The organism is Desulfovectis peckii, assembly GCF_055391705.1.
This window is the reverse complement of the sequence record NZ_AP042409.1, coordinates 1,278,537-1,292,664: the sequence shown is the minus strand read 5'-3', so window position 1 is coordinate 1,292,664 and position 14,128 is coordinate 1,278,537. Positions and strand designations below refer to the sequence as shown.

Annotated in this window: 8 protein-coding genes and 2 CRISPR repeat arrays (1 of these 10 running past the window's edge); of the genes, 3 read left to right on the top strand and 5 right to left on the bottom strand. The window is 45.0% G+C overall.

Translation table 11 applies throughout. The annotated features are described in order from the left end of the window. A CRISPR array of direct repeats spans nt 1-2,575; the repeat unit is 30 nt; unit sequence GTTTGTAGCCTACCTATGAGGAATTGAAAC; it reaches 790 nt to the left of the window's first position. 119 nt (nt 2,576-2,694) lie between these two features. Then, nucleotides 2,695-3,468, bottom strand: coding sequence for an IS21-like element helper ATPase IstB (gene istB / locus ACZ5NG_RS06410; protein WP_464250998.1), 774 nt, complete (start codon nt 3,466-3,468; stop codon nt 2,695-2,697). Nucleotides 3,469-3,470: 2 nt separating this feature from the next. Further along, nucleotides 3,471-4,682, bottom strand: a complete 1,212-nt coding sequence (gene istA, locus ACZ5NG_RS06405) for an IS21 family transposase (protein WP_464250997.1) — start codon at nt 4,680-4,682, stop codon at nt 3,471-3,473. Nucleotides 4,683-4,861: 179 nt separating this feature from the next. Then, nucleotides 4,862-5,156: a CRISPR direct-repeat array (repeat unit 30 nt; unit sequence GTTTGTAGCCTACCTATGAGGAATTGAAAC). Nucleotides 5,157-5,484: 328 nt separating this feature from the next. Here istA and ACZ5NG_RS06400 point away from each other — a divergent pair. From ACZ5NG_RS06400 to ACZ5NG_RS06390, 3 genes are read left to right on the top strand one after another with little or no spacing between them, the layout of a single operon-like run. Further along, on the top strand, nt 5,485-7,380 hold the full coding sequence (locus ACZ5NG_RS06400) for a PrkA family serine protein kinase (RefSeq protein ID WP_464250996.1): 1,896 nt from the start codon (nt 5,485-5,487) through the stop codon (nt 7,378-7,380). Continuing rightward, a complete protein-coding gene (gene yhbH / locus ACZ5NG_RS06395) occupies nt 7,381-8,526 on the top strand; it encodes a sporulation protein YhbH (RefSeq protein ID WP_464250995.1) in 1,146 nt (381 codons plus the stop codon). A gap of 17 nt (nt 8,527-8,543) precedes the next feature. After that, nucleotides 8,544-9,947, top strand: coding sequence for a SpoVR family protein (locus tag ACZ5NG_RS06390; protein ID WP_464250994.1), 1,404 nt, complete (start codon nt 8,544-8,546; stop codon nt 9,945-9,947). Nucleotides 9,948-9,996: 49 nt separating this feature from the next. Here ACZ5NG_RS06390 and ACZ5NG_RS06385 read toward each other — a convergent pair whose 3' ends face one another. From ACZ5NG_RS06385 to ACZ5NG_RS06375, 3 genes are all read right to left on the bottom strand, one after another. After that, complete coding sequence (locus tag ACZ5NG_RS06385) at nt 9,997-11,445, bottom strand: carbon starvation CstA family protein (protein ID WP_464250993.1); 1,449 nt, start codon at nt 11,443-11,445, stop codon at nt 9,997-9,999. A 131-nt stretch (nt 11,446-11,576) separates the two neighbouring features. Next, nucleotides 11,577-12,290 (bottom strand): LytR/AlgR family response regulator transcription factor, encoded by a 714-nt coding sequence (locus ACZ5NG_RS06380; protein WP_464250992.1) that lies wholly within the window; start codon nt 12,288-12,290, stop codon nt 11,577-11,579. Next, a complete protein-coding gene (locus tag ACZ5NG_RS06375; protein ID WP_464250991.1) occupies nt 12,290-14,038 on the bottom strand; it encodes a LytS/YhcK type 5TM receptor domain-containing protein in 1,749 nt (582 codons plus the stop codon). The genes ACZ5NG_RS06380 and ACZ5NG_RS06375 overlap by 1 nt, the downstream gene beginning before the upstream one ends. Nucleotides 14,039-14,128 lie beyond the last annotated feature (90 nt).

The following is a 14,128-nucleotide window of genomic DNA, read 5'->3' as shown; positions in this document are numbered from 1 at the left end:
GAAATCACCAGGTTTGTAGCCTACCTATGAGGAATTGAAACCGAGCTATACACCGACCAAACGCCGTCATTTCAGCGTTTGTAGCCTACCTATGAGGAATTGAAACCCAAAAGTTTGCGCCAAAAGCTGTACCTATGATTGGTTTGTAGCCTACCTATGAGGAATTGAAACTTGCATCCTCAAAATATGCTATTGCTTGTTCAAGTTTGTTTGTAGCCTACCTATGAGGAATTGAAACCTACAGAAAGAAATAATTACAGTAACGCTTTAGATGTAGTTTGTAGCCTACCTATGAGGAATTGAAACCCGTGTTGTCGCTAGATGAAGATAGGGAGATGCCGTAGTTTGTAGCCTACCTATGAGGAATTGAAACTTCCAGTTATCGTGGAATTCGTCTACACCTTCCATCGTTTGTAGCCTACCTATGAGGAATTGAAACGCCCTCTGCGTCGACCAAGGGAGTAGTCCGGCACGAGTTTGTAGCCTACCTATGAGGAATTGAAACCCTATTAGGCAACCGAATAACTGTCGAACAATACAACGGTTTGTAGCCTACCTATGAGGAATTGAAACGCGGCGAGATGTCGGCGTTGGCGAATGTCATTGCCAGTTTGTAGCCTACCTATGAGGAATTGAAACCTATGATGATGGAACAGTAATTAAAGCGGAGAATGAGTTTGTAGCCTACCTATGAGGAATTGAAACTTTCTCTTGTTATAGATTCGCTGGTTGTATCTACATAGTTTGTAGCCTACCTATGAGGAATTGAAACTTGAGTGGGCGAAAGCTGTACTTCCTGACCCGATTGGTTTGTAGCCTACCTATGAGGAATTGAAACTGGTGGCAGTGATTCACATTCGAGTCAGTATTATGTGTTTGTAGCCTACCTATGAGGAATTGAAACCACTCAAAATCAGTTTTGAAAAAGGGCGCAAAAACCCGTTTGTAGCCTACCTATGAGGAATTGAAACTATTTTTGCAAAGTTTATCAAGATGTGTATAACGAGGGTTTGTAGCCTACCTATGAGGAATTGAAACTGATTTATTGATTTATCTATATTGAAAGTAATGGATGGTTTGTAGCCTACCTATGAGGAATTGAAACATCAAATCAAATCGTATAAAATATCTACAGAACTATAGTTTGTAGCCTACCTATGAGGAATTGAAACATACTTTGACTTCTCCAGTTGTTTTCCACATCATTATGTTTGTAGCCTACCTATGAGGAATTGAAACCGCTTTGCTATGAAGGTACTAACTGCCCACCACGCCGGTTTGTAGCCTACCTATGAGGAATTGAAACGTAAAGGTAAAACACAGGAAGAGATGGCAAAACTTCGTTTGTAGCCTACCTATGAGGAATTGAAACTCGAGCAAAAACGCCAACTGGCTAAATACTTAGTACGTGTTTGTAGCCTACCTATGAGGAATTGAAACGTATTGAGGGTAACCATAACCACGGAATACCTTCAGGAGTTTGTAGCCTACCTATGAGGAATTGAAACTCTTTTCCTTGTCAATTCTCTCCAGATGCTTCCTCCAGTTTGTAGCCTACCTATGAGGAATTGAAACTATATGTTGGGCAACACTTGCTTAAAGATGGCCAAAAGTTTGTAGCCTACCTATGAGGAATTGAAACAAGTATCGGTTTTTAACCCCAGTTCCTGCTCCCAAAAGTTTGTAGCCTACCTATGAGGAATTGAAACCGCTGGACGGTTGCCGGTAGAGCGCGTTGCTGGCCTGGTTTGTAGCCTACCTATGAGGAATTGAAACACAAAAAAGGTTTTCGGAGGAAACTTCGGGAACTCGGTTTGTAGCCTACCTATGAGGAATTGAAACTGCTTCCTCCTTGTCATTCCGTGTTTCAATCTCCCGCGTTTGTAGCCTACCTATGAGGAATTGAAACATAGTAAAGATTTTCATTTTCATAATATAAATCCCTCGTTTGTAGCCTACCTATGAGGAATTGAAACTATCGGGGCAAGATGTTGTTGCCGTGGTGTACGGCGGTTTGTAGCCTACCTATGAGGAATTGAAACTGGCGTTTTCTAGCGTCTTCGCCCTGTCTCCGCTTTCGGTTTGTAGCCTACCTATGAGGAATTGAAACTATGTGTTATAGCCTGTTCCGCTGTTGCGGGTGGGGTTTGTAGCCTACCTATGAGGAATTGAAACATCGAAGAACTCAGACAAATGGGCCCGAAAGCGGCTCGTTTGTAGCCTACCTATGAGGAATTGAAACGCGAGTTTGAAAAGCTGGCTAAGGCGTTTCAACAGGCCGTTTGTAGCCTACCTATGAGGAATTGAAACAAAACTTTTTCGGCATTGCGTCGCCTTCCAAGCTCAGTTTGTAGCCTACCTATGAGGAATTGAAACTCGTATAAGTAGCCTGAATTGAATTGCGTCCCTCGGTTTGTAGCCTACCTATGAGGAATTGAAACCGGGTCAGAATACACCGTACAGTGTAGGCAAAAAAACCGTTTGTAGCCTACCTATGAGGAATTGAAACTAGAACCCATGCTGCCATGCAGCTGCAGCAACGGGAGTTTGTAGCCTACCTATGAGGAATTGAAACATAATAATGTTGTTGTTGTATCTCCCGAACCCGACAGTTTGTAGCCTACCTATGTCAACACCGGTTTAAAATTCCCCGATTTCTCCGGTGAGAAATTCCCCACCCTAGTGTAAAATTATCTAGCTTTCATCATCCCCCTTACTAAGGCATAAGCCTGATTTTTTCTTGTTTTTCATGCGGTAACTGGAGCCGCGAATGTTAACAATGCTAGCATGGTGCAATAATCTGTCCAAAATGGCAGTAGCTATGACACTTTCACCAAATATATCAGCCCATTCCGTGAAGCTCTTGTTGGAAGTAAGGATAATACTCCCGTTTTCATACCGCTCGGATATGATATTGAAGAATAAAGATGCTGAGAGCTTGTCTAGCGGATGGTAGCCAATTTCGTCAATTAAGAGAACTTTCGGACGTATATACTTTTTCATCTTCTTTTTTAGGCGATTTTCCTCATAAGCTTTCTTTAGATCGGCAATAAGTTCATCAGTCTTTACAAAATATGCAGTTGCTCCCTGGGCAATAGCTTCCATAGCAAGGGCTACCGACAAATGCGTTTTCCCCACTCCCGGCGGCCCTAAGAAAACTACATTCCCGGCCTCATGTACAAACCGTAAAGTGGCCAATTCTTTAATTTGCCGTTCATCTACTGATGGTTGAAATGAAAAGTCAAAATCGGCAATAGTCTTCTGGAAGGGAAGTCGTGCCATGCTTAACCTGGTTTTAAATGCACGGTCCTTCCGGGCTGATAATTCTTCCTCTACCAGTGTATTTAGAAAATCAAAGTATGTTTGGTCTTTATCAACTGCTTCTTGAAGCCGGTATTCTAAAGTTCTGGCCATTTCTTTTAGCCCCAGTTCGGTAAGATGTTCACGCAATATTTCAATCTGCAGCATTGCTATACACCTTCCCAAACCAGGGATTCATAGTAGTCTAAAGGCCTTTTTTCAACCTGAGGCGGTTGAAGCACTGTTACAGAGTTTTTTCTGCGCTGGCTGGTAATGTTTTGGCCAGGAAGCCCATAGTAATGTTCCGGTTTTGCAATACGCTGATAACGTTTATGTTTTACCAGGGTGTGTTGAGTGAGCATTTGCCCTTGCCAATATACTTGTAGTTGGTCCCCGATAATTCTAAGCAAAACATCTCGTCCGATTAACTGCCAGGGTACAGAATAGAAGTTGCATTTGTAGGAAACAAAGCAGTCTCGGCTGACTTTGCGCTGGCAGTAATATGCCAAGTCAAAGTCTGTGTAACCGGTATATGGCTGCAATAACTCATGGGCCCACCGAGTAACCGGCTTTTCTAGAGTAGTAGAGTGAATACGTACGTTGGCCTTTTCATCCCGCCACTTGTGGGCTTGGAAATTGAGGTCTTCCAAGGAACTGAACTTGCGCCCGGGAAAGAAGTTTTCCCGGATATACCGGATTGGGCGTTCTACTTTGCCTTTAGTCCGCGCCCTGTACGGATGACAAAGCCGGGGACTGAAATTAAAGTGAACACTAAAATCCAAAAACCGTTCGTTCCAGATGATATGACCGTTATCATCACGCCCCAGGGTTACTGTCTTGGTGTTGTCGTAAAGTATTTCTTTTGGTATGCCTCCAAAAAATTCAAAAGCATTAATGTGGCATTTTAATAGTGTTGCAACATCCTGAGATGTGGTAAACTCTAGATAGAGCATACGTGAGTAACTTAATACCATAACAAAGCAATACAAGGGACGGCGTGCTCCATCTAGGTCGATGATATAGCCGAAATGAGCCCAATCTACCTGGGCCTGTTCACCAGGTCTTGTTTCATATCTTACGGTTGCTTGGGCCTTTAATACTGGCCGGTATGGCTGCATAAAGTCTCTCAATATGGTAATTTTACCTTTATAGCCCTTATCTTTTATTTCATCATAGATGACGGTGGCGTTAAGTACACCTTCTTGCATACGGGAAACTATATATTCTTTATATTCATCTAACTTACTAGGTCTTCTCCGCCTAACTTTTTTGGGCGGACCATCAGATTGTATCCATTTTCTTATGGTTTTGCGGTCTCGCCCGGTACGGCGAGCAATTTCGCTGATAGAAACACCATTTTCATACATTTGCTTAATGTTCAACCATTCCCCACTCCCTACGTAAATTTTAAACACCTCCGATTTGCCAGATCTTCGGTGTTTATATTTCTAGGGGGTGGGGATTTTTTCCCCGGTGATTATAGGGATTTTATCACCGTTTTTAACACCTATGAGGAATTGAAACCCCTCTAATGGGACAAGGCACCAATGGCTTGATACATGTTTGTAGCCTACCTATGAGGAATTGAAACTCCACAATTCGGCTATCGTTTGTGTATATAATCCCTGTTTGTAGCCTACCTATGAGGAATTGAAACCCCATGCTCTCCCGCCTTCCTCTTCAGCGTCAGTGAGTTTGTAGCCTACCTATGAGGAATTGAAACGACGGTTTGCACGGGACGCAAAACGTCCTAATTAATGGTTTGTAGCCTACCTATGAGGAATTGAAACTCAAATGAAAATATGGGGTGATGTTGATACATCTTTGTTTGTAGCCTACCTATGAGGAATTGAAACCTGGGTGGTATACTGCCTTGTGCCAAGTGCGGCTCCAAGTTTGTAGCCCGCCTGGTTAGCCCCACCTAAAAAAACAACTCCATGGCACCTGCCATGTTAAGTTTAACGGCACGGTTGAAACCGTGCCGTTACTTTTGTCCAGCCTGTTGAGCGCTTATCACACTAACTGACTTTCCGTTCTCCACTTTCCACTATACCGAAAACATTTAGGCTGCTCTTCTTTTTGTTTTCTTTATGCATATAATGTAACAACATAAAATAATTGCTGTCTAGTGCGCTTGTAAGGTATGTGTTTTGCCAATCTCATAAAGAAAGTGGTGATCACGGGTTGGATTTTTTGAAGCGGTTGAATGAGTATAAAAAAAAAGAGAAGGAATTGGCTTGGGAAGGGACCTTTAAAGATTATTTAGAGATCGTCAAAGAACGTCCGCATGTGGCGCAATTGGCTCATGCCCGAATATATAACATGATTAAAGACGCCGGTTTTAAAGAGATTAACGGTGTAAAAAGTTATAACTTTTTTAATAAAGAGATTTTTGGTTTGGATACAACCTTAGAAAAGCTGGTGGAAGAGTATTTTCACCCTGCCGCCCGCCGGCTTGATGTGCGCAAACGCATTTTGTTGTTAATGGGGCCGGTAAGCGGCGGCAAATCCACATTGGTGTCGATGCTGAAAAAAGGCTTGGAAGAGTACTCGCGCACCGATGCGGGGGCGCTGTACGGAATAAAGGGTTGCCCCATGCACGAAGAGCCTCTGCATCTCATTCCCCATGAACTGCGCAAAGAATTTATGGAAGAGTACAACGTTTATATTGAAGGAGACTTATGCCCGGTCTGCCGTCTGCGGCTGGAGACGGAATTTAACGGAGACATTGAAAAAGTACCGGTAGAGCGGGTAATTATCAGTGAAGATGACCGGGTAGGAATCGGCACCTTTGCGCCGTCTGATCCCAAAAGTCAGGATATTGCAGACTTAACCGGCAGCATTGATTTTTCCACCATTGCCGAATACGGCTCAGAAAGCGATCCGCGGGCCTATCGATTTGACGGCGAGTTAAACATCAGCAACCGGGGCTTAATGGAATTCCAGGAAATGCTTAAATGCGATGAAAAGTTTCTGTGGAACCTCTTGTCCCTGTCTCAAGAGGGAAATTTCAAAGCCGGTAGGTTTGCTTTAATTTATGCCGACGTGATGATTGTCGCACATACCAATGAAAACGAATACCGCGCCTTTATCTCCAATAAAAGAAACGAAGCGCTGCAATCCCGCATGATTGTCATCAGGGTTCCCTATAACCTGCGCGTTTCCGATGAAATTAAAATCTACAATAAGTTAATTAAACAAAGTGATCTAAAAGACATTCACATAGCACCGCACGCCTTAAGAGTGGCCAGCATTTTCGCGGTATTGTCCCGCTTGAAGGAATCCAAAAAGCAGGGAATGGATATTGTCAAAAAAATGAAGTTGTATGACGGCGAAGATGTTGAAGGTTTTAAGCAAAAGGATATAGATGAGCTTAGGCAGGAAGCGGAAGACGAAGGGATGAGCGGTGTGGATCCCCGGTATGTAATCAATCGCCTGTCCAGTGCGCTAATTCGCAGCGATACCAAGTGCATTAACCCGCTGGATGTGCTGCGCTCACTTAAAGACGGCCTGGATCAGCATCCTTCCATTACCAAAGAAGATAAAGAAAAACTGCTTAATTTTATCTCCATTGCCCGGCGTGAATATGACGAAATAGCTAAAAGAGAGGTGCAAAAGGCATTTGTTTATTCTTTTGAAGAAAATGCCAAGGTGCTGTTTGAAAACTATTTAGATAACGTCGAGGCTTACTGCAACGGGGTAAAGTTGAAGGATCCGATTACAGATGAAGAAATTAACCCGGATGAGCGGTTAATGCGTTCAATTGAAGAACAAATCGGCGTATCAGAAAATGCCAAAAAGGCCTTTCGGGAAGAAATTCTCATTCGTTTATCCTCATATGCCCGTAAAAATAAGCGGTTTAATTATCAGTCGCACGAGCGCTTGCGGGAGGCCATTGAGAGAAAACTGTTTGCCGACTTAAAAGACGTAGTAAAAATCACCACCTCTACTAAAACTCCCGATGCCGAACAGTTAAAGCGCATTAACGAAGTAAGCGCCCGTTTGATATCTGAACACGGTTACTGCCCAATCTGTGCCAATGAATTGTTAAAGTACGTGGGCAGTTTGTTGAATCGGTAGGTGAGAGCTGTGGAATGCATTGTTTCCAAGGAAGACTGGTCGCTGCACCGCAAGGGAGAGCTAGATCAGCAGCGGCACCGGGAAAAGGTACGCCAGGCAATTAAAAATAATTTAGCTGATATCATTACTGAAGAAAGCATCATTATGTCTGATAAAAACAGGATCATCCGGGTGCCGATTAGGTCACTGGAAGAATACCGCTTTCGCTACGACCACCGCAAGCAAAAGCACGGCGGCATGGGCGACGGAAATAGCAAGGTAGGGGATGTCATTGGCGGCAGCCGCCCCCAGGGCAGCGGCAAAGGCAAAAGGGCGGGAGACTTACCCGGTGTAGATTTCTACGAGGCGGATGTCAGCCTGGAAGAAGTATCTGAGATGCTGTTTGAAAATCTCACGCTGCCGGATTTAAAGCAAAAACACAGCAAGCGGCTGGCATCGGAAGCAATAGAATTTCGCGACATTCGAAAAAAGGGGCTTTCCGGCAACATAGATCGCAAGCGGACGCTGCTGGAAACCCTCAAGCGCAATGCCAAAAAGGGTAAACCCGGCATTTACGGCATCATGCCGGAGGATTTACGCTATAAAACTTGGGAAACCAACTATAAGTATGAGTCCGCTGCGGTGGTGCTGGCGATGATGGATACATCCGGCAGCATGGGTCCCTATGAAAAGTATATTGCCCGCAGTTTCTTTTTTTGGATGGTGCGCTTTTTGCGCAGCAAATACCAGCAGGTAGAAATTGCGTTTTTAGCCCATCACACCGAAGCAAAAGAAGTTACCGAAGAGGAATTTTTCACCAAAGGCGAAAGCGGAGGCACCAAGTGTTCGTCAGTTTATCAATTAGCCTTAGATTTAATTGAAAAGCGGTATAACCCAAAGGATTATAACATTTATGCCTTTCACTTTTCCGACGGCGACAATTTAAATACCGATAACGAGCGCTGTGTTGAACTGGTAACCAAACTGCTGGAGTACTGCAACTTAATCGGCTACGGCGAAATCGAAGGCCCGTATTATTACACCAGCACGCTTAAAACAGCCTTCAAACGGATAGAAAACGAAAAGTTTACCGTTGTCAGTATTCGCGATAAACACGGGGTTTATCCGGCTTTAAAGGCCTTTTTCAGCGACCGTTCAAGCAGGTGAAGATAGGCGGGGGTGGCATGGACCGGGAAATTAAAATTTTAGAAAAATCAATCCAAAAAATTATTGATATCGCTCAAAAGTTCGGCCTGGATTTTTATCCGATGCGTTTTGAAATCTGCCCGGCAGATATTATTTATACCTTTGGGGCATACGGCATGCCGACGCGGTACACCCACTGGTCCTTTGGAAAAATGTATCATAAAATGAAGACGCAATATGACTATAACTTAAGCCGGCTTTATGAAATGGTGATTAATTCCAACCCATGTTATGCCTTTTTGCTGGAAGGCAACAGTTTAATTCAAAATCAAATGGTGGTAGCCCATGTGCTGGCTCACTGTGATTTTTTCAAAAACAACGCCTGGTTTCGCCATACCAACCGGGATATGATGGAATCAATGTCCGTTGCCGCCGAGCGTTTTCGCCGCTATGAACTGCAGTACGGGTACGAACGGGTAGAGCGGTTTTTAGATGCGGCACTGGCATTGCAGCAGCACATCGATCCTCACTATTACATAAAAGAACCAAGCAAAGAAGAAAAATGCTGTAATAAACAGGCTACACCTTACGATGATTTATGGGAGCTTGACCGGCTCCAAGCTTGTGCCTGCGGCAATAAGGGTGAACAAAAAGCCAGACCCTTTCCCGAAGGGCATGAAAACGACTTAATGCTGTTTTTAATGGAACACGCCAAGGATTTGGCAGACTGGCAGCGGGACATTATTTCGGTGCTGCGGGATGAGATGTTTTATTTTTGGCCGCAAATGCAAACTAAAATAATCAACGAAGGTTGGGCTTCTTACTGGCATGTGCGCATTATGCGGGAACTGGATTTAGCGGAAGCAGATGCCGTGGAGTTCGCCAAAATGCATGCCGAAGTGATCCAAAAATCTGCCACCGGCATCAACCCCTATTACTTGGGCATGAAAATCTTTGAAGATATTGAAAAAAGATGGGATCATCCTACTGTTGAAGAGCGCGAAAAGTATGGCCGCCCGGGGGGAGAGGGAAGAGAAAAAATTTTTGAAGTGCGCGCGGTAGACAACGATGTCAGTTTTTTACGAAATTATTTAACTAAAGAACTGGTGGAAGAAATGGATTTATATCTTTATCGCCTTGTGGGTCAAGATTATAAAATAGTGGATAAAAACTGGCGGAATGTGCGGGATGAGCTGGTAAAGAATTTAACTAACTGCGGTGTGCCGGTTGTGGTGGTTAAAGACGGCGATTATTTAAAACGGGGAGAACTTTATCTCTTACATAAGCATGAAGGGTTGGACCTGGATTTAGCCCACTTAGAAAAAACGCTGCCCCATGTGCATTTAATCTGGGGGCGGCCGGTACACTTAGAAACGGTGGTTGATCATAAGCCGGTGCTGTTTAGTTATGACGGCGAAAAGGTAACGAAAAATTTTATTTAACGACATACAAAAAAAGCAACAGGCGGGGCATACCCCGCCTGTTACTTTTTTATTCTTCATCAACGGTAGGCTTTTTAGCAGTTGCTGCCAGCGATTTTCTGCCGATTTTTACTGCCTTAGCAATAAACAGCCCAATCGGAATCATTGCCAGGATAGCACCCAGCGGGTAAGAGATGGCGGTAGGAAGTTGGAAACCTTCCGGCGCCATTAAGATGTAGGTGAATGACACCATGGTCATAAAGGCAGCCGGCACGGACGCAATCCAGTGGTTTTTGCCTTCCTGCAGCAAGTAAACTGCAGCGGCCCACAGCATGATCATTGCCGTTGTTTGGTTGGCCCAAGAGAAATACCGCCATAGGAAGTTAAAGTCAATTTTAGTTAAAGTGTAAGCAACGATAAACATGGGAATCGCAATTGACAAGCGTTTAACGATTTGTCTTTGGGGCAGTTTCAAAAAGTCGGCAATAAGCAGCCGGGCACTGCGGAAAGCGGTATCACCTGAAGTGATGGGCAGAATAATTACCCCTAGCACTGCCAGTGTGCCGCCTACCGCCCCCAGCATGGTGGTGGCCACATCTTTTACTACACCGGCCGGGCCGGGACCGGCCAACACTGCAGACAGGCTGGCTGTATCGCCATAGAAGGTCATACCGGCAGCGGCCCAAATCAAGGCGATAATCCCTTCACCGATCATCATGCCGTAAAAAATTTGCCGTCCGTATTTTTCGTTTTTGGTTACCCGGGCCACAATCGGTGACTGGGTGGCATGAAAGCCGGAAATCGCCCCGCAGGCAATGGTAATAAACAACAGCGGCCAAATCGGTGCGTTATCCGGGTGCAGGTTAGCTAAAGTCAGTTCCGGAATTTGATATCCTTGGAAAAGCAGAGAAAAACCTACACCGGCGGCCATAATTAACAACAGCGCCCCAAACATGGGGTAAAAACGGCCGATGATTTTATCAACCGGCAAAAGCGTTGCTAAAATGTAGTAGACAAGTATAATACCTACCCAAACTGATAAATCCATCCAGCCGGGTGTTAAGTCTGCCAGCAATTTTGCCGGTCCGGTCATGAAAACAGTACCGACTAAAACTAACAGTATAAGAGCAAACCCGTTGGTGAAAGTTTGCATGCCCTTGCCAAGGTATTTACCGACCATTTCCGGCAAGCCGGCACCGTTATTTCTGATCGACAGCATGCCGGAGAAGTAGTCATGAACTGCACCGGCAAAAATACTACCAAAGACAATCCAAAGAAAGGCCACCGGGCCCCACAGCGCACCCATGATTGCCCCAAAAATCGGTCCTAAGCCGGCAATGTTCAGCAGCTGAATTAAGCTGGCCCGCTTAGTATCGAGCGGCAAGTAGTCAACACCGTCAGTCATGGTATAGGCCGGGGTTGGGCGATTTTCGTTAATACCGAACACTTTTTCCACAAATTTTCCGTATACGAAGTAGCCGCCTAATAACAAAGCGATAGCAAGAAGAAAAGTGAACATTATTTTCCCTCCCTTTAGCTTTTTTGCAGTTATATTTTAAATCGGAAGAAATGGTGGCAGTGAAAAATTTGTCTCATTGGTCATATTCCCGGTATCAACTGTCGTAAGTAAAGCTTAGTTGGTTGCGTTACTTATATATTTAACAGGCGGCGAATTTGTTTCATGCCGCTGCGGCTGACGGGAATTTTAGAAGCATCCCGGTCTTTCATTACCAGTTGATAGCCGTTAAACCAAGGTTCAATTTTTTCTATCATCTCGGCGTTGACTAAAAAACTGTTGTGGGGGCGAAAAAAGCCGCTGTCCGCTATTTTGTTTTCCAGCTGTTGCAGCGTAAAGTCCACCGTGTATTTATTGTCCGCTGTTTTTAGCACAACCTTCCGGCCCTCCCTGGCGGCAAATACTATTTCCTTGGGATCTATCAATTTAATTTCTTCTTCATCTTGCACGGCAATCTTTTGTTCAATAATGGTTTCCGCCCTTCTTTTTTTCACCAGCTTGCGCAGTTTAGCAATGGTTTCCGCCACTCTTTCTTCAGAAAAAGGTTTTAGCAGGTAGTCTACCGCATTAACTTCAAAGGCTTCCAGCGCATGCTGATCGTAGGCGGTGGCAAAGACCAACAGCGGCGGCTCGCTTAATTCGGCAAGCCGGCGGGCTGCAGTCAATCCGTCTGTTCCGGGCATGTTGATGTCCAAAAACACCACATCCGGGCGCAGGCGCCAACATACCTGCACTGCCGTTGCCGCATCCTCCGCCTCTGCTACCACTTCTACATCGGGATGCTGTTCTAAAAGGTAGATTAATTCATCTCTGGCCGGCGCTTCGTCATCCACTACGGCAACTCGCATCAGTGCTCCTCCCTTGTGTTTATCGGCAGCTTAAAAGTTACTGTGGTGCCTTCTCCCAATGTGCTTTTAATCTGCAAGCCACAGTGTGCTCCAAACAGTCCCACTAAGCGGCTGTGCACGTTAATTAAGCCAATGCCGTCGGTAGTTTTTCTTTTTTCCGGTTCTAATAAGGTAGGAAGAATTTCCGGCGCAATGCCTTTGCCGTTATCTTTTACCTGTATCAACGCATAATTATTTTTTTGCACCGCGCAGATAGCAACGGCTGATTGCTCAGTTATTTTGTCAAACCCGTGCTGCACAGCATTCTCCACCAACGGCTGCAAAGTAAGGGGCGGCAGCAGCAAATGGTACAAGTTTTGCGGAATATCTATTTCCACTTGCAGTTTGTTAGAAAAACGGGCTTGTACAACCGTCAAATATGCCTGTACGTGTTTAAGCTCGTTCTCCAGTGTATTCCATTTATTTAATGAAGATTTTAAATTTTGCCGGATATAGCTGCCTAGGCTAACCAGCACCTTGCGTGCGGTTGCTGGGTTGGTGCGAATTAGTGCCACCACGGTATTGATGGCGTTAAAAAGAAAGTGGGGATTAATTTGCGCCTGTAATGCCTTAATTTCCGCATCTTGTAACAAACGGGCCTGTTTTTCGGCAGCGGCCAGTTCCAGCTGGGTGGAAAACAAATGGGCCAGGCCTTGAGCCAGTTCAATCATAAATTTGTCCGGAATTTTTCTGTTGGCAAAATACAGTTTAAAAGAACCGAAGATTTGCCTGCTGCCGGTTAGCGGCACCACTATCGCCGACTGCAGCGGGCAGTGGGGATGCCGGCAAACTATTTCTGAAGGGTTGGCGGCAATTTTTAGCTCTTTGTTTTTTAGTACCTGTTTGGTTACTTCCGTTAATATGGCTTCACCGGCTAAATGGTGGTCAGCGCCCTGCCCGACATGGGCGAGAATTTTTTCTCGGTCGGTTATCGCCACCGCAACTACGTTTGTTTCATCGTAGATAATTTGGGCGGTGGCCAGGGCGGACTTTTCATTTAAACCGGTGCGTAGATGGGGCAGGGTTTTATTGGCTATAGTTAAGGCCTTTTGCGCATAGGCAGTACCCACCCGCCGATCGTTTTCCATGATGATTTGTATAATGGCAATAAACAAGGCAATGCCGAGGCTGTTGGCAATGATCATCGGAGCGGCAATGATTTGTACCAGCTGCCAAGCCTTAGAGAAGGGCTTGGCGATCATTAAAATAATCAGCATTTGGCCTATTTCACCTAATAAACCGGCCAACAGTGCCGTTTTTACCGGGTTGCTTTTTTTCTGCCCAAGTATTTTGTAAAAAAGGCCGCCCAATAATCCTTCATATAAAGTGGAGACACTGCAGGCAAGGGCGGTAAACCCCCCCAGCAATACCCGGTGGGTGCCTGCTATTAAAGCGGCACCGACACCGGTAATCGGGCCGCCTAATAAGCCGGCCACAATGACGCCAATGGCCCGGGAGCTGGCAATGGCATCTTCGTAAGCCAGTTCGCCGGGAAACTGATGCTGTACTTCCCCCGGGCTGATGGTAATTCCGGTGTAGGTGCCGATGATGCCAAACAGGCCGAAAATTACCGCCAACACCAGCTTTTCTTCATTGCTGGGTTTTTGATCCAAAAGTTGCCGAAAGCGAGTCCAGCGGGTGAACAAAAAGGCAATGGCGATGATCAGCCCCATGCGTTCGGCCATCGAGATAATCAATAACCAGATCAATGTAAAGCCTCATTTCTAAATAATTTGTCATTATACTTGCAGAAAGCATAATGGCAGCCAGTCGGTAAAATGGATAATAAAAATGTGTCA